Source organism: Corallococcus sp. AB038B, from assembly GCF_003668955.1.
In the GTDB taxonomy this organism is placed as follows: Bacteria; Myxococcota; Myxococcia; order Myxococcales; family Myxococcaceae; genus Corallococcus; species Corallococcus exiguus.
Genome location: NZ_RAWO01000001.1, coordinates 1,296,295 through 1,312,361 on the forward strand (window position 1 = coordinate 1,296,295; position 16,067 = coordinate 1,312,361).

The 16,067-nt window shown below is 70.3% G+C and carries 17 protein-coding genes; 6 read left to right on the top strand and 11 right to left on the bottom strand.

All coding sequences use genetic code 11. From position 1 onward, the window contains the following. Positions 1 to 210: 210 nt before the first annotated feature. Genes D7Y04_RS05375 through D7Y04_RS05385 form a run of 3 tightly spaced genes read right to left on the bottom strand, consistent with a single transcriptional unit; the run spans position 211 to position 4,523 of the window. A complete protein-coding gene (locus tag D7Y04_RS05375) occupies positions 211 to 2,247 on the bottom strand; it encodes a glycosyl hydrolase family 18 protein (protein WP_121758523.1) in 2,037 nt (678 codons plus the stop codon). Between the two features lie 57 nt (positions 2,248 to 2,304). Beyond that, positions 2,305 to 3,477, bottom strand: a complete 1,173-nt coding sequence (gene nagA / locus D7Y04_RS05380; protein ID WP_121758524.1) for an N-acetylglucosamine-6-phosphate deacetylase — start codon at positions 3,475 to 3,477, stop codon at positions 2,305 to 2,307. Next, entirely contained in the window at positions 3,477 to 4,523 is a 1,047-nt protein-coding gene (locus D7Y04_RS05385; protein ID WP_233601278.1) for an SIS domain-containing protein, read from the bottom strand. The genes nagA and D7Y04_RS05385 overlap by 1 nt, the downstream gene beginning before the upstream one ends. 226 nt (positions 4,524 to 4,749) lie before the next feature. Between D7Y04_RS05385 and D7Y04_RS05390 the strand changes: the two genes are divergently transcribed. Continuing rightward, complete coding sequence (locus D7Y04_RS05390) at positions 4,750 to 5,067, top strand: DUF3817 domain-containing protein (protein ID WP_120599676.1); 318 nt, start codon at positions 4,750 to 4,752, stop codon at positions 5,065 to 5,067. Positions 5,068 to 5,071: 4 nt separating this feature from the next. On the opposite strand, the gene D7Y04_RS05395 is transcribed toward D7Y04_RS05390, so the two are convergent. Continuing rightward, complete coding sequence (locus D7Y04_RS05395; protein WP_121758525.1) at positions 5,072 to 5,443, bottom strand: hypothetical protein; 372 nt, start codon at positions 5,441 to 5,443, stop codon at positions 5,072 to 5,074. A 216-nt stretch (positions 5,444 to 5,659) separates the two neighbouring features. Between D7Y04_RS05395 and D7Y04_RS05400 the strand changes: the two genes are divergently transcribed. Continuing rightward, a complete protein-coding gene (locus tag D7Y04_RS05400) occupies positions 5,660 to 6,496 on the top strand; it encodes a Uma2 family endonuclease (RefSeq protein ID WP_120599674.1) in 837 nt (278 codons plus the stop codon). Positions 6,497 to 6,506: 10 nt separating this feature from the next. On the opposite strand, the gene D7Y04_RS45060 is transcribed toward D7Y04_RS05400, so the two are convergent. From D7Y04_RS45060 to rsfS, 4 genes are all read right to left on the bottom strand, one after another. Then, positions 6,507 to 7,208 carry a ComF family protein gene (locus D7Y04_RS45060; protein WP_171813930.1) on the bottom strand — a complete coding sequence of 234 codons (702 nt, stop codon included), beginning with the start codon at positions 7,206 to 7,208 and terminating at the stop codon, positions 6,507 to 6,509. Between the two features lie 56 nt (positions 7,209 to 7,264). Further along, a complete protein-coding gene (locus tag D7Y04_RS05415; protein ID WP_121758526.1) occupies positions 7,265 to 8,410 on the bottom strand; it encodes an RNA ligase RtcB family protein in 1,146 nt (381 codons plus the stop codon). A gap of 77 nt (positions 8,411 to 8,487) precedes the next feature. Beyond that, positions 8,488 to 8,952, bottom strand: a complete 465-nt coding sequence (locus tag D7Y04_RS05420; RefSeq protein ID WP_121758527.1) for a 23S rRNA (pseudouridine(1915)-N(3))-methyltransferase RlmH — start codon at positions 8,950 to 8,952, stop codon at positions 8,488 to 8,490. 4 nt (positions 8,953 to 8,956) lie between these two features. Continuing rightward, positions 8,957 to 9,502, bottom strand: a complete 546-nt coding sequence (rsfS, locus tag D7Y04_RS05425) for a ribosome silencing factor (RefSeq protein ID WP_171809943.1) — start codon at positions 9,500 to 9,502, stop codon at positions 8,957 to 8,959. Positions 9,503 to 9,563: 61 nt separating this feature from the next. On the opposite strand from rsfS, the gene D7Y04_RS05430 reads away from it, so the two are divergent. Then, positions 9,564 to 9,878, top strand: coding sequence for a tetratricopeptide repeat protein (locus D7Y04_RS05430; RefSeq protein WP_120581195.1), 315 nt, complete (start codon positions 9,564 to 9,566; stop codon positions 9,876 to 9,878). 22 nt (positions 9,879 to 9,900) lie between these two features. Here the strand turns inward: D7Y04_RS05430 and D7Y04_RS05435 are convergent, their stop codons facing one another. Beyond that, complete coding sequence (locus D7Y04_RS05435) at positions 9,901 to 10,956, bottom strand: hypothetical protein (RefSeq protein ID WP_121758528.1); 1,056 nt, start codon at positions 10,954 to 10,956, stop codon at positions 9,901 to 9,903. 135 nt (positions 10,957 to 11,091) lie between these two features. On the opposite strand from D7Y04_RS05435, the gene D7Y04_RS05440 reads away from it, so the two are divergent. After that, positions 11,092 to 11,634 (top strand): hypothetical protein, encoded by a 543-nt coding sequence (locus D7Y04_RS05440; protein ID WP_171809940.1) that lies wholly within the window; start codon positions 11,092 to 11,094, stop codon positions 11,632 to 11,634. Positions 11,635 to 11,652: 18 nt separating this feature from the next. Here the strand turns inward: D7Y04_RS05440 and D7Y04_RS05445 are convergent, their stop codons facing one another. Then, on the bottom strand, positions 11,653 to 12,699 hold the full coding sequence (locus D7Y04_RS05445) for a TetR family transcriptional regulator (protein WP_121758529.1): 1,047 nt from the start codon (positions 12,697 to 12,699) through the stop codon (positions 11,653 to 11,655). A gap of 200 nt (positions 12,700 to 12,899) precedes the next feature. Next, positions 12,900 to 14,309, bottom strand: a complete 1,410-nt coding sequence (locus tag D7Y04_RS05450) for a sigma-54 dependent transcriptional regulator (protein ID WP_120597367.1) — start codon at positions 14,307 to 14,309, stop codon at positions 12,900 to 12,902. A gap of 152 nt (positions 14,310 to 14,461) precedes the next feature. Between D7Y04_RS05450 and D7Y04_RS05455 the strand changes: the two genes are divergently transcribed. Continuing rightward, the gene (locus tag D7Y04_RS05455) at positions 14,462 to 15,034 is read left to right on the top strand and encodes an NUDIX hydrolase (RefSeq protein ID WP_121758530.1); all 573 of its coding nucleotides are present in this window, start codon (positions 14,462 to 14,464) and stop codon (positions 15,032 to 15,034) included. Positions 15,035 to 15,259: 225 nt separating this feature from the next. Further along, entirely contained in the window at positions 15,260 to 16,066 is an 807-nt protein-coding gene (locus D7Y04_RS05460; protein WP_120597365.1) for a TenA family transcriptional regulator, read from the top strand. Position 16,067 lies beyond the last annotated feature (1 nt).

The following is a 16,067-nucleotide window of genomic DNA, read 5'->3' on the forward strand; positions in this document are numbered from 1 at the left end:
GACGCCAGTGAACAGGCGGACCCGTCACGGCCTTCCCCTGCATGTGGCCCCGGACGGCGGGCAGGCAACCAATCCACTTCCCACTCTATGCCGGACCGGTGTGGGGCGGGGTGGGCCCGTGAAGGCCGGGGCACGAAAACGCACAGGGCCGGCGCGGGCGTGATGCCCGTGCCGGCCCCGGTGTGGGTGTCCCTGACTTGGGGACGGGCGTCAGTGGAGCTTGTTGTAGAGCGCGTTGACGAGGCTGCCGTCATCGCCGCTCAGCTCCCAGAACATCGCGCCGCCCAGGCTCTTGGACAGGATGTAGTCCGACTTGGCGTTGATGCTCTGCACGTCGTCGTAGGCCACCCACACCTTCGTGGACGGGCTGTAGACGTAGGCCTGCTTGCTCTCCGGGTGGAAGAACTTCGTGTAGCCGGAGCCCGCGCGCTCGTAGTTGGCCTTGAGGTCCTTGTAGTCGAACACGCCGGTGAGGCCGGACTGGCCGTCATCCCAGGTGCCCTTGGTGGGGACGCCGGACTGAAACAGGCCGTTGTTCACGTTGGGCACGTTGCCCCAGCCGCGGCCGTAGAACGGAACGCCCACGACGATCTTGGACGCGGGCACGCCCAACTGGAGCATCTTGGCGATGGAGCCGTCCGTGTAGAAGCCGTCGGTGGCGCCCGGGTCACCCGTCACGCGGTCGAGCGCGGAGTGGAAGTTGACCGTGCTCTCGAAGGCGCCGTGGTAGTCGTAGGACATCACGTTGATCCAATCGAGGATGCCGGCCAGCTTCACGGTCTCCTGCTTGTTGGCGAGCAGGTCCGGCGACGCGCCCGACGCGATGGTGAGCAGGTAGGGCTGGCCCGTCTGCGCCGTGACTGCGGCCAGCTGGGTGCGGAACTCCTGCATGAGCAGGGTGTAGTTCACCTTGTCCGCGGGACTGCTGATGTTGTCTGGCAGGCCGCCGCCGGTGGGGTACTCCCAGTCCACGTCGATGCCGTCGAACACGCCCACGCCGTTGGCCGGGGTGACGCCGGGGAACTGGCCCTTCACGTACAGGTCCACGCAGGACTTCACGAACGCGGTGCGCGACGCGGCGGAGGCGGCCACCTGCGAGAAGTACTTGGACCAGCTCCAGCCGCCAATGGAGATGAGCAGCTTGAGGTTCGGGTTCGTCTTCTTCAGCTCCTTGAACGCGCGGAAGTTGCCGCGCAGCGCGCCCGGGTCCCACTCACCGGGGAAGCCGAAGCCCTTGTCGATGTCCGCGAACGAGTCCCCGAGGACGCACTTGCCGTCCGGAGTGATGTTGGAGAAGGCGTAGTTGATGTGCGTGAGCTTCGACGCCGGGACGTTGGAGACCTGGTAGTTGCGCGCGTAGATGCCCCACGCGGTGAAGTAGCCGACGATGCGCTTGCCACCCGGAGGAGGCGTGCCGGGCAGCTCCACCACGACGCTCACGGTCTTGGTGCCCACGTTGCCCGCGGCGTCGTACGCCTTCACGGTGTACGTGTACGTGCCGTTCTGCGCGGACGTGGAGAACGCGCGAGTGAACGACGACGCGGTGGCCACGAGCGTGCCGTTCTCCAGGATTTCAATCTTCGTCACGCCCACGTTGTCCGTGGCGCTGCCGGAGACGGTGACGGAGCCCGCGGCGGTGATGCGCGACGCGCTGGTGCTGGCGGTGACGACGGGGGCGATGACGTCGCCGTTGGAGGGAATGGCGACGTTGACGGTGACGGTCTTCGAGCCCACGTTGCCCGCGGCGTCGTACGCCTTCACGGTGTACGTGTACGTGCCGTTCTGCCCGGAGCCGGAGAAGCTCCGCGTATAGGAGGACGCGGTGGCGACGAGCGCGCCGTTCTCCAGGATTTCGATCTTCGTCACGCCCACGTTGTCCGTGGCGCTGCCGGAGAGGGTGATGGAGCCCGCGGCGGTGACGCTCGTGCTGCTGCTCGACGCGGTGACGACGGGCGCAGTGGTGTCGCCACCGCCTGTCACGGGGCCCACGTCCAGCCACAGCGCCGCCACGGCCGTCGGCGTCCAGTCCGCCTGGGACGTGTGGGCCTGACGGCACTCATAGACGCGACCTTCGAAGGTGACGCGAGTGCCCACGGAGTAGGCGACGCCCACGGCCCACGCGGCATCCAGCGGTGCCTTCATCACGCTGCCCGGGCCCCCGGCTTCGGGCGCGAAGGACTCCTGGCCACAACCGGCGACGGTCAGCGCGGACGCCACCAGGCCCACAATCCACTTGCTACGACGCATTCGTGTTCTCCTCGCCTGCGGTACACGCGGAAGGAGTCACGCACCCATTTTTCCGGGTTAATCGCTGTGAATGCTTTTCGTCTGCCCGCCCACCCAGGTGCTGTGGACGGAAAGGTCCGGCTTCAACAGCACCAGGTCCGCGCGATGGCCGGGGGCGATGCGGCCCCGGTGGCCGTGCAGTCCCATGAAGGTGGCGGGATGGAGCGAGGCCATTCGCAGTGCCTCTTCCAGGGGCACGTTGAGCACATGGACGCAGTGGCGCACCGCCGCGGTGAGGTCGATGTCCGCGCCCGCGAGCGTGCCGTCCTCCGTCTCCAGCCGGCCGTGGCGGCGCAGGATGGTGCGTCCCTGGAGGGTGAAGGACGTGACGGGCGTGCCGACGGGCGGCATGGCGTCCGTGACGAGGAACACCTTGCCCGGCGGTTTGACCTTGAGGAGCAGGCGCAGGTTGTCCGCGTGCACGTGCACACCGTCCGCGATGACGCCGCACCACGCGTCGTCATGGGTGAGCGCGGCGACGACGGGCCCGGGCTGGCGGTTCATCACCGGAGGCATGGCGTTGAACAGGTGGGTGAAGCCTCGCGCGCCTGCGTTTAGAGCCTGGGTGGTGCGCTCGCTGGTGGCGGCGGTGTGGCCCGCGCTGAGCACGACGCCGGCGGTGGTGAGGCGGCGCAGGGTGGCATCGTCCACGCACTCGGGAGCGAGCGTCATCAGCACTCGACCGCCGTGCGCGGCGAAGCGGCGGGGCAGGGCGGTGAGGTAGTCGAGGTCGCGAGGGTCGGGCGTGCGGATGAACGAGGGCACGTGGACGCCGGCGCGCTCGCGGCTGATGAAGGGGCCTTCCAGGTGGATGCCGAGCACGCCGCTGTCGGTGCGCGCGGTGGCGGTGAGCGCGGCCTCGCAGGCTTCGCGCATGCGGGCTGCGTCGTCGGTGATGAAGGTGGGGAGCAGGCCCGTGGTGCCGCACGCGCGCATGGCGGAGGCGATGGCGAGCGCGGCCTCCTCGGTGGGCGTGTCGTTGAAGAGCACGCCGCCCGCGCCGTTGACCTGCACGTCCACGAAGCCGGGGGCCAGGAGTGTGTCACCGGGCAGCGTGTGCACGGTGGCTCCAGCGGGGAGTCCGGTTTGGGGCACCACGGCGCGGACGGTGCCGTCCTCGATGACGACGGCGTGACCTTCGAGGACCTGGTCCCCGGTGAAGACGCGTGCGCCCTGGAGGACGGTCGTCATCACACGGTCTCCGTGACCTTGCGCAGGTGCGCGGGCGCATCCGGGTCCAGGCCTCGCGCCGTCGCGAGCTGGTGCACCGCGAAGTAGAAGCTCTGCACCTGGCAGAGCGGAGCGATGGCCGCGGGGAGGTCCGGCAGCGTGGGCAGGGCCTGCGCGCCGGGGACGGGCAGGGCGGTGTGGACGTTCGCGCCCAGTTCGACCATGCGCTGCACGACTTCGCGAGTGCCCTGCGCGGCGTTGTCCTCCTGCCCCAGCGCGAGCATGGGGAAGCCCGGCCGCACGAGCCCGAGCGGACCATGGAGGACCTCCGCGGTGCTGAAGGCTTCCGCGTGCAGACGGCAGGTCTCCTTGAGCTTGAGGGCCATCTCCAGCGCGGCGCCCAGGCCGCTGCCCCGGCCGACGACATAGAGGCTGCTGGCGTCCTTGAGCGTTGAGAGCGCGGGCCACCAGTCGAGCTTGCCTGCGGCCTCCAGCGCGTCCGGGAACCGCCGGGCGGCGTCATGCAGCTCCGCGGAGTCAGACCAGTGCGCGACGAGCTGGAGGAAGGCGAGCCCGGAGAGCAGATAGGACTTGGTGGCGGCGACGCTGTGCTCGGGGCCGGCGGACAGCGGGATGTGCACGTCGCACAGCGCGGCCAGCGGCGAGGCTTCGTCGTTGATGAAGCCCAGGACGACTGCGCCTCCCGCGCGGGCGGCCTCGGTCATTCGCAGGAGGTCGGGGCTCTGGCCGGACTGGGACACGGCGATGAAGAGCGCGTCGCGCAGGTCCAGGGAGCGCGTGTTGTAGACGGACGCGACGCTGGGGCCCAGCGAGGCGACGGCTCGGCCCAGCGTGGTCTCGATGAGGTACTTGCCGAAGACGGCCGCATGGTCGGAGCTGCCCCGGGCGCAGGTGACGACGAAGCGAGGTGGCGTGCGGCGCAGGCGGGCGCCCAGGTAGGCGAAGGTGTCGCGGCAGCGCTCAAGCTGGCGGCGGGCGGCGGCTGGAGACTCGGCGGCCTCGCGTGCGAGGGCGGGGAGGGAAGGGTTCTTCGGGGTGGAGTCCACGCGCAGGGGGATAACAGCCTCCGGGGGTGGACGGGTGGAGGAAGGCGCCGGGCGTGATGCGTCCGACATCCGCTGCTCCGCCCGGAGGCCGTGACGTCAGGCCGGACCTGGAGCGGGCAGGCACTCCGGCCGGTATCACCGGGGCTCACCGCGCTGACGACCGGAGGCGATACTGCGCGGGCCGCGCGCCTTGACGGTGCGAGAGGGGCGGAGGAGAGAGGACGTCATGCTGAAGACCGCCCTGGGCCGTTTCCGCGCTGTCGCCTTCTGGGAAGGCCTGTCCTTCCTGGTGCTGCTGCTCATCGCCATGCCGTTGAAGTACGCGCTGAACATGCCCCTGGGCGTGCGCGTGGTGGGCATGGCGCACGGCGTGCTGTTCATGGCGTATCTCTACACGCTGATGATGGCGGTCATCGAATACCGCTGGGGCGTGAAGCGGATCGCCGTGGCCGTCATGGCGTCGATCGTGCCGGGCGGGACGTTCTGGCTGGACGCTCAGTTGCGCGGTGAGGCGCTCGCGCTGGAGACGGCGAAGACGCGCTGATTCACTACACGCCGGCCACGGCTATCAGCATTCCCCAGAGGAACGGAGGGGTGTTGAGCACGATGCCGATGACGGCGGGCACGACGACCCCGGGGCTGAGTCGGCCCTTTTCCCGGATGAGCGCCACGACGCCACAGGCCAGGCCCAGCGTGAAGCCGACCCGGAAGATGATCAGCCACAGTCCGGCGCTGTCCGTCCTGCGCGCCAGGTAGATGCCCGCTGCAGTGAGGAAGGCAATCAACCAGCTGAACTGGGCCAGGTATTCGCCCAGGGTGGAGTGGCTGCTGGGGACGATGGCGCCCGTCGCCAGCAGGTGCTTCCGGCACGTCCGGCAGTGCTTGGGCTCACTGTCCGGCGCAATGCACGCCCGGCACATGAAGCCGCCGCAGCGCGAGCACTCCTCCGTCGCGACCCTGGAATGCGGGCCACACCGTGGCTGCGCGTTCGGCTCGTTGCCAGGAATGGGGGCCGGTGTGGATGTCATTCACCGCGCAGCATAGACGGCGGTCCGAGAATTCCTTGGCGCGTTGCTTGCTCAAGGCCCGCGCGGGGGCGATTGACCCGAGGGTCTGCCCGACGCAGGCTGAGGGTCATGGGACGTCATACCGACAAGGTTGGAGATGCCTTCCCCCGGGCACCTTCTCAGGAAGAGTGGGATCGGATGGGGCAGGAGGAGCGGGACCGGGTGGTGGCAACACTGCCGGGCGAGGTGACGTACGAAGAGATGGCGATGCCCGAGGGGGACAGCCATCAGGAGCCCAAGACGCTCGCGCGCGAGGCGCTCCGGGGCTACTTCAAGCGCCGTGGGCGCAAGGCCTACGTGGTCGCGGAATTGCCTGTGTATTACCCAGGGGAACGGCGCTTCGCGCCAGACCTGTTGGTCGTGCTGGACGTCGAGAATCATCGCCGGAAGAAATGGCTGGTCAGCCACGAGGGGCACGGGCTCGACTGGGTGATGGAGATCCACGTCGGGGGCGACAGGAAGAAGGACGCCGAGTTCAACGTGCGGCGGTATGCCCGCCTGGGAATCCCTGAGTACTTCATCTTCGATGGGGGACGGCTCACGCTGGAGGGCTACCGACTGGCGACGCCGGATGCGCGCGTCTACACGCGCATGGAGTCCCGGAACGGACGCTTCGTCTCGGAGGTGCTGGGGCTCGAACTCCAGGTCGAGGGCGAGGACGTGCGTTTCTGGGCGGGCAACGCGCCGTTGCTGGTCTCCGAGGAGTTCATCGAACGCCTGGAAGACCAGACGATGAGCCTGCAACGCCGTGCCCAGGAAGAATCCCGGCGCGCGGACGAGGAGGCTCGGCGCGCGGACGAGGAGGCCCGGCGCGCGGAGGAAGAATCCCGGCGCGCGAATGAGGCCGAACGCCGGTCCAAGGAACTCGAGGCCGAGCTCGCCCGGCTCAAGAAGTCCCAGGGCTGAATCACAGTCATCAGGCGAGGGTGAACGCCCTCGCCAATGTCAGCACCTCCACGCGCGTGGCCCCCGCTTCCCGCAGAGCGATCGCGGCGGCTCGCGCTGTGGACCCGGTGGTGAACACGTCGTCCAGGAGCAACACCTCCTGCCCCTTCACCGCCCGCGACGCCACGAACGCTCCGGCCACGTTGCCCGCGCGCTCCGCTTCACTCAACCCCACCTGCCTGCGCGTCTCTCGCGTGCGCTTCAGCCAATCCCCCGGCGCAGTCCGCCCCGTGGCCTTCGCCAGCTCGCTCGCGAGCAGATGCGCCTGGTCGTACTGCCGCTTCCGGAAGCGCCGCACGTGCAGCGGCAACGCCACCACGCACCCGGGCGCGGTCCTCAAGAACCGCCGCGCCTCGTCCGCGAGCAGCACCCCCAATGGCGCCGCGAGGTCCGGGTGGTCCTCGTACTTGAACCGGTGGATGGCCCGAGCCACCGGCCCCTCATGCGCGAAGGGCGCCCAGGCCCGGCTGAACGGTGGCGGCACCGTCCGGCACCGGAGACAGGTGGTCCCCGGGAACGCGCCGGGCTCCGCGCACGTCCGGCAACACACCGGCGGCAGCCGCTCCAGCGCCGTGTCACATGACTCGCAGAACACCGCGCCCACGCCCGGCAGCACCTTCGCGCAGGCCAGACACATGGGCGGATAAACCAGATCCAACAGGGCCTTCCACATCACCGGCACTCACAGGGGCAGCGCATCCCGTGCCCCTCGTGCGAGCCCCGTGCCGCTCACTCCGCCGTGCGGCCTCGCGTCTTGTACGTGAGCACCGGCGCCAGCGTCGCCACCACCCTCACCAGCCCCGCCTCCACCAGGTCCGTCACCACGCGGTCGATGGCTTTGTATGCCGGCGGCGCCTCCTCGAAGAGCAGGTCCCGGTCCTCGCACACCACGTGGCTCTTGAAGGACGTGCGCGTCAGCGACTCCGCCGTGAAGCGCTCCTTCAGCCGCTCCCGCGCCGCCGTGCGCGTCCACTTGCGTCCCGCGCCGTGCGCCAGGCTGTACGCGCTCTGCTCGCCCGTGCCCACCGGCAACACCAGATAGCTCAGGGCACCGCGGCTGCCGGGAATCACCACCGGACCCTCGTCCCACGGCGCCGCGCCCTTGCGGTGCAACCACCCCACGCGTCCGTCCGCATGCCGCGCGGTCACGCTGTTGTGGCACACGTCCATCACCCGCCGCCCCGTCGCCCCAATCCCATCCAACGTCCGCTGCGCCACCAGTGCCCGGTTCGCCTTCGCCCACAGCACCGCGCCGTCATGCCGCTGGAGGTATTCGCGCGCCTCGTCCGAATCCGCCGCCAGTCCGCCCGCCGCATGCCGGTCGACATGCTTGCGCAGGATGGACTCCCCCAGCCCGCGCGACCCCGAATGCACGAGCAACAGCAACCGCTCCTCCCGCAGGCCCAGCGCCTCGAAGACGCGCGTGTCGTGCACCTCCTCCACCCGCTGCACCTCCGCGAAGTGGTTGCCGCCGCCCACCGTACCCAGCGCCGACTCGAAGCCCATGCCGCGCGCGCCGTGCTCCTCGAGCACCGCCTTCGTGTCCCCCACCCACGGCCCTTCCAGGTCCAACTTCGCCGCCCACCGCTCCGCCTTCGCCTTGCGCGTCAGCAGGTCCACGTCCCACAACCCCATGCCACAGCCGATGTCGCTGCCCACGAGATAGGGATAGAGGAAGCCCTCGGACTCGAAGGCCGCGCCCACCGGAGCGCCCTTGCCGGGATGCAGGTCCGGCAAGCCCACCGCGAGTTTCATCCCGGGCAGGCGCGACACGGCCTCCAACTGGCGGACGGCCTCGCCCTCCACCCATGACTGGGGCGAGGCGATGATGCGCACGGTGGCGGCCGTGGAGGTTTCAGAAGAGGGCGTGTTCATGATGGCCGCTCCGACGCAGCCCCTTCACGCGCCCTGACGCCGGGCTCCCAGCACCTTGGGGCGGGCCGCCCGGCCGCCTACTTATGGTAGGGCTCGCCCTTCAGGATGGTGAACGCACGGTAGAGCTGCTCGATGAGCACCACCCGCGCCAGCCGGTGGGGCAGCGTCATCCGCGACAGCGACATCACCTGATGCGCCGCGCCGCGCACCGAGTCGTCCAGGCCCTCGTCCCCGCCGATGACGAAGAGCAGGTCCTTCGAGCCCGTCTGCGCCTTGGCGACGTAGCGACTGAACTCCACCGAATCCAGCAGGGTGCCGCGCTCGTCCAGCGCCACGATCCAGTCCTGCGGCTTGCGCTTGCCGAGGATGGCGGCGGCCTCCGCGGACTTCGCCTCACCGGGCTTGAGCTTGCGGCCCGACGCTTCCGTCAGCTCCAAGAGCTCGAAGCGCGTGTAGTGCTCGAGCCGCCGCGCGTACTCCTGCACGGCGGGCTCGAACAGCCCGGAGCGGTCCTTGCCGATGGAGAGGAGGCGGACCTTCACGGGACTAGGACAGCTTCACCCGGGGCGCGTCCGCCCACAGCCCGTCCAGGTCGTAGAAGGCGCGCACCTCGCCGTTGAACAGGTGGGCCACGACGTCGTCGTAGTCCAGCAGCACCCACTGGCCCGTCTCCAGGCCTTCCGTGCTGATGGGACGCAGGGGCTGCTGCTCCTGCTTGAGCTGCACCTGGACGTTCTCCGCCATGGCGCTCACCTGACGGTCGCTCTCGCCGGAGGCGATGACGATGTAGTCCGCGTAGGACGTCATCCCGCGCATGTCGAGGATGACGACGTCCGTGGCCTTCTTGTCCAGCAGCAGGTCGCCGATGCGGCGCGCCAGCTCGCGCGCCTTCGCGTTCTCCGCGGGCTTGGGCAACGGCGGCGGAGGGGCGGGCTTCGGCGCCTTCCTGCGCGCGGCGGCGGTCTTCTTGCGCGGCGGCGGACGCAGGCCCGGCTTCGCCTTCTTGGCGGCCGTCTTCTTGCGGGCCGGAGCCCGGGTCGCGCTCTTCGCCTTCGCCTTCTTGGATGCAGGGGTCTTCTTCTTCGTGGCCATGTGGCGGATACCCTATCGCACCCTTGGCAAGCTTCCAGCGCTCCTCTAATGGGTTCCGTCCATGAGCGACGCCCGCCTGGAGCAGTTCAAGAAGATGGTGGCCCAGTTCCCCGATGCCCCCATGGCCTGGTTCTCCCTGGGGAAGCTCCACCTGGAACGCAAGGAATACGACAGCGCCATCCAGAGCCTGGAGTCCGCGGTCCGCCTGGACCCGAAGTACGCCGCCGCCCTCGTCTCCCTGGGGGATGCCTACGCGGGGGCCGGCCAGACGGACAAGGCGAAGCAGGTGCTCACCACCGCCCGGGACCACGCGCTCGCCCAGCAGCACCCCAGCCTGGCCGAGGAAATCGACGAGCGCATCGCCGACCTGGACTGACGGTGCTCCAGCGCCTGGGCTCCTAGTCCTGGTCCCGCCAGGTGAAGCCCACGCCGAACACCTGGCGCGTGTATCGCAAATCATTGCGCGGCAGGCGCGTGCTCCAGAGGCCCCAGGACACCTCCACGTCCACGCGGGCGGAGACGGGCCGGGCCAGCTTGAGGGACAGCGAGTTCTGCCCCTCGTCCTCCTCCACCAGGATGATCTCCGGCGACAGGAAGATGCCGTCCGGGTAGCGCGCCAGGCCCAGCGTCCCCTGCGCCAGCAGTGTCGTCCGCCACGGCAGCCGCACCCCGGCGCTGCCGACGAGCCGGTGGCGCAAGGCCGTCTCACCGAAGCTGTTGGAGCTGACCTCCTGGAAGGCATAGCTGAGCGACAGCTTCACCGGCCCCCGGTACGTGTAGCCCGCCCCCGCCACCAGCGCGCCGTCCTGCCGCCGCACGGGGGCCGAGTTGATGCCCGGGAAGGGCCGGGCGAAGGGGCCGTAGCGGCGCGAACCCCATTCGCCAAACACACTCAGGGTGTGGCGTGGGTTCAACCGGTAGCGGCCCAGGACGCCCACCTCCGGGCCGCCGAAGTCGGCCGTGTGGTCCGGGCGGTACACGAAGCGGCGGGTACCCAGGCGCACGCGCAGGGCCAGGCGCACGTCCGGGGCGTACTCAGCGAAGAGGCTGGTGCCCAGGTCAGAGTACGCGCGGCTGCCGCCCCGCCGGTCCTTGGCGTGGCCTTCCGCGCCCACGCCCCACTCGGTGCCCAGGGCGAGCGAGCCCTCCAGCGCGCCCGCCTGCACCAGGGTGTCCTCGTTGTCGTAGTCCAGGTACTTGCGCGCACCCAGCTCGTACCGGCCCACCACCTGGGCCCGCTCGCCGGTACCCCGTCCCTCCGCCACGCCCAGCACGCTCATGGCCAGGTCCGCGCCGGGGCCGGGCGTCGCGCCGTCGGAGAAGTCGCGCGGGGCGTTGCTGTCCACGAGCAGCCGGCCGGTGCCCCGGAGCGAGCCCTGCCACTCGGCCGCGCGCGCACCTCCGCCCCAGGGGAGGCTGAGGGCCAGGAGGAGCGGGAGGAGGCGACGGTCCAAGACGCGCGCACCATACTCCGGCCCGCTGGCATCCCCACGCTCGCAAGTGCCCCGTGCGGCCGCGTCGTCCCCGGGACACCCGGGGTGTGCCCGCGGTCGGTGACGGCGCACCCGGCCGCCCGGTACATTGCGGCCATGTCTTACGCGTCCTTCCTCGCGGCGGTGGCCGGTCTGGGGCTCGTCGCCTGTTCCCCGGCGTCCTTCACCACGGAGGTCCAGGGCGAGGCGACGGTGCCCGCGAACCCCGCTGGCACCTCCACGCTCCTCAATGCCTTTCCCTCCATCAGCAGCTTCTCCGCGCTGGACTTCAACGAGAACCAGGACTTCAAGAACCGCGACGTCACCAAGGACGAGGTGACGCGCGTGCAGGTGACGTCGATGAGGCTCAAGGTCCTGAGCCCCAACGACCAGGACTTCGGCTTCCTGGACTCGATGGAGGCCGTGGCCCGCGCGGGCAACTCCGAGTCGCGCTTCGCGGCCCGGGACGGCATCGCGGGCCTGGGCTTGAACGCGCCCAACCCTACGGTGGGGTTGAACACGGACGGCAGCGTGGACCTGCGGCCCTATGTGGCCGCGCCCAGCATGTCCATCATCCTGCGCGGCACGGGACGCCTGCCGGAGCGCGAGGTGCGCGTGCAGGCCACGGTGGTGCTGGAGGTGGAGGGCGGCCTGCTGTAGCGGCCACCCGTCGCTGCTTCAGGGGGCCAGCGTCTTCGCGCGGCGCTCCAGCGCGCCCGCACGCCCGTCCAGCTCGCTGGCCAGGGACTCCAGCCGCGCGGCCTCCTGCTCCAGCGAGGACAGGTCCTCCAGGCCACCCGCGGCCAGCGCCTGGGCGCGCACCGGGTCCACCTGGGGCCGCCGGTCGCTGGCGGTGGCGGACAGGGACGGACCGCCCGCGGTGGGATTGCCCCCAACCCCCGGACCCTTGGTCGGGTCGCTCGCGTAGTCCGGCGTCTCCACCATCGCGTCGCCCGGGATCACCTCCGGCAGCCGGCCGCCTCGCTGGGTGGGGGCCACCTGCAGGCCCTGGTTGCCCATCGAGCGCAGGCGCAAGCGGCGGTCCTGGTCATCGAACATGGACTCCTCGCCCAGGAAGTCGTTCATGCGGCGGTCCAGGTCGCGCTCCTCGCGCACCTCGGTGATGCGTGCCTTCAGGGCCTGGAGCCGCTGGCGCACCTTGTCCTGGGAGTCGCGCAGCGCGTCCGCCTGGGCGAGCAGGTCCTCTGGATCATCTCCGCGCGCCGAACCATCCAGCGCCGGCACCTGAGAGGCGGGCAACGCCGCGCGCACGGCCTCGCGTTCGCCGCGCACGGAGCGCATCTGCTCCACCAGCCGCGCCCGCTCCGTCCGGTCCGTCGTCGCGTCCCACGATGCGCGCAGCCGCGTCAGCTCCTGGGACAGCGCGCCGTGCAGCGCCAGGTGCGCGCGCTCCACCTCGCCGTCCGCGCCGGACACCGACTGCGCCAGCCCCGTCAGCTCTCCGCTCAGCTCCTGCGAACGGCGCAGCGCGGACTCCAGCTCTCCGCCCGCCGTGAGCTTCCCCTGGCGCTGGGCCTTGAGCGCTTCGATGCGCGCGGCCACGCCGTTGAGCTCGTCGCGCAGCCCCTGCTGCCGGGTGCGCAGGGTGCGTGCCTCCGTTCGCGCTGACTGGGCCTTCGCGCGCGCCTGCTCCAGGCCGGACGCCGCCCCGGCGGGAGCGGCCACGAACAGGCACAGGAGGAGGGGGAGGGCACGCAACATCATCGGGGGAACACCGTCAGCAAGGCGGATGCCAGTCCCTTCCTCCTACCCCGTTCCCAGGCCCGACGGAAAGCGCCCTGGTTCCGGGCACCTGCACAGGCAGGGTGGGACGGGGTGGGTGGGCCGGACGGTGGAAAGTCACGGGGCCGGGGCGCGGGTGACGGATTTCCGAGGCCCCCCAGGCACGGGCACCGCTCCTTTGCCTACGAGGCCTCCTCTGGGCGTTCGCCGCGCGGCAGGAAACCGTACTTCTCCAGCTTGTAGTAGAGCGCGGAGGTCTTGATGCCCAGCAGACGGGCGGTCTCCGTCTTCACGCCGCCCGCCTTCTCGTAGGCGCGGGCGATGAGCTGGCGCTCCAGGTCTTCCAGGATGTCCGGCAGGGGGCGGTCCCCCTGGGGCACGGGCAGCCCCGCGTCCATGCGCGGCGTCTGGCCAGCCAGGTGCGAGGGCAGATCCTGCGGGGTGAGCGTTTCGCCCTCGGCGAAGACGAGCGCCTGCTCCATCACGTTCTCCAGCTCGCGCACGTTGCCGGGCCACGCGTGGCGGGTGAGCGCGTGCAGCGTCGCGTCGTCGATGCCGGTGACTCGCCGGTTGACCCTGGGCGCGTGCTTGGCCACGAAGTGACGGGCGAGCGCGGGCAGGTCCTCGGGGCGCTCGCGCAGGGGCGGCAGGGTGAGCGGGACGATGTGCAGCCGGTAGTAGAGGTCCTCGCGGAAGCGGCCCGCCTTCACCTCCGCCTGGAGGTCGCGGTGCGTGGCGCTCACCACGCGCACGTCCACCTTGAGCGTCTCTTCTCCGCCCACGCGCTGCAGCTCCTTCTCCTGGAGCACGCGCAGGAGCTTGGTCTGCACGGAGGCGGGAATCTCTCCAATCTCGTCCAGGAAGAGGGTGCCTCCATCGGCCAGCTCGAAGCGGCCCAGCTTGCGCTTCACCGCGCCGGTGAAGGAGCCGCGCTCGTGGCCGAACAGCTCGCTCTCCAGCAGCGTCTCCGCCAGGGCCGCGCAGTGCACCACGACGAAGGCGCCGTCCTTGCGAGGCGAGCGCTGGTGGATCATCCGCGCGACCAGCTCCTTGCCGGTGCCGCTCTCGCCGCGCACCAGCACGGTGGCGTCGCTCGCGGCCACCTTGCGCACCTGGGTGAGCAGCTTCTGCATGGGCTCGCTGTCGCCCACCAGGTCGCGGTGGGTGAGGGCGGCGTCGGCGTCGTGCGCGTCCGTGCGGGCGGTGAGTCGCTCCACCTGGCGGCGCGTGGCGGACAGCTCCAGGCCCTTGTCCACCTTGGCGCGCAGCACGTCCGGGGGGAAGGGCTTGGTAATGAAGTCGTAGGCGCCCTCCTGCATTGCTTGCACGGCGGTCTCGATGGTGCCGAACGCCGTCACCACCATGACGACGGCGCCAGGGTCCGCCTGCTTGAGCGCGCGCGTCACGGCGATGCCGTCCATGCCGTCCATCTTCAGGTCCGTGACGACCAGGTCGAAGGGGCCCTTCTTGTACGCGGCGAGCCCGTCCGCCCCGCTCCTCACCGCGGACACGGTGTGGCCGGAGCGGGTGAGGGTGACAGTCATGCCCTCGCGGAGGGTGTCGTGGTCGTCGATGACGAGGATGCGGGCCATGCGCCTGCTCGGAAGGGAAGGGTGGGGTGCCACCGGTGGGACGGCGGCGGAATGCACACGCCAGGCCACCCTACACCGGACCCGCCGGGGTGGAGGTGGGGCCTGCCGTGAAAGGGCTGGCGTCACGGGCCGGGTGGGTGTCTATCCGGCGCATGGCTCCCGTCTCCGCTGCCCTCATTGAACTGCTCGCGCGCCACGTCCCCACGGACGACAAGGAGCGCGAGGACCTTTCGCGCATGCGCCACTTCGCCACGTCGCTGAAGGAGCCCTTCTCCCGCTCGCAGGCGGAGGCGCACTTCACCGGCAGCGTGGTGGTGGTGGACGCGGCGGGCGAACGGGTGGCGATGCTGCACCACGCGAAGCTCAAGCGCTGGTTGCAGCCGGGGGGCCACGCGGAGGCCACGGACGGAGGCGACATGGAGGCCACCGCGCTGCGCGAAGCCCGCGAGGAGACCGGCTGCCAGGTGCACCTGCATCCCACCGCGCCGCGCCCGCTGGACGTGGACGTGCACGTCATCCCCGCGCGCAAGGACGAGCCGGAGCACTGCCACCTGGATGTCCGCTACCTGGTGGTGGCGGAAGACCCGGAGGCGCTTGCGCATGATCCGGCGGAGTCGTTCGGCATCCAGTGGCTGGGCTGGGACGAAGCGCTGACGCGCGCGGATGAAGCGCCGCTGCGCCGCATGCTGCTCAAGGCCCGCACACTCGTTCACTCCGGGTCTTGATTGACCAAAAACTGGGAGTGTCTATTGGATGAACGTCCAAGGGCTGAAATCCTGAATGCGGGGAATGTAAACCGCGAGATTTGAGACAAATAAAGGCTTGAGGCTCGCTTCATTTTTCAGGGGGCACTGGATGAAACACAGACATCCCGTCACCCTGACGCTGCTCAGGGTGGAGGGGGGCGGCCATGACGGCTTGTCGTCCACCCGGGAGCAGGAGCACGTCTCATGTCGTCTCCGGTCGCAGTGTCCCAGGGCGCCGCCGTGGAGGGATTTCCTGTTTCGTCAATGAGACAGGAGGAGGTCTTCCGGCGTTATCAGCCCGCCGCCTTGAAGCGCACGCCGCACCCTCCCTGGATGGAGACGATGCTGGGGGCGCTCAAGCCCGCGTGGGACGCGGCCTGCGCGCCCACGCTGTTCCGGGAGACGGCGGAGGGACGGCATCCGCCCCTGCGCGCCTGGCAGCGGTTCCTGGAGCGCTGCTTCCCCATCGTCGAGAACTTCCCCAAGTACATGGGGCTGTCCCTGGCGAAGACGACCTACGGCGTACGCCCGGGCGACGCGAGCATCCGCCGCTGGCTCTTGCAGAACCTGGGCGTGGAGGCCCGTCACGCCGAGTGGTGGATTGATTGGATGCAGGCGTCGGGCGTGGACGCCCCCAGGGCCTTCGAGACGCCGCTGACGCCGGACGTCCGGGCGCTCCACCAGCACCTGCTGGCCACCTGCCTCGGTGGGACGCTGGCGGAGGGCATCGCCGCGTCCAACTGGGCCATCGAGGGTGTGACAGGCGTCTGGACGCGCGCCGTGGTGGAGCCCTTCACCGCGTATGCCCGGGACGGCGTGCGCGTGGACGCGAACGCGCTGCGCTGGCTCCGGGCACATGCCCGCTACGACGACGCGCACCCGGACGAGGCGCTGGAGATCATCAAGCTGTCCACGGACGTGACGGCGGGAGAGCCGGTGCGCGTGGAGGTCGCGGCGCACCGGTCCCTGATGTTGCTGGCTCGCGTGTTCGAGTCCTGCTGCGAGGCGTGAG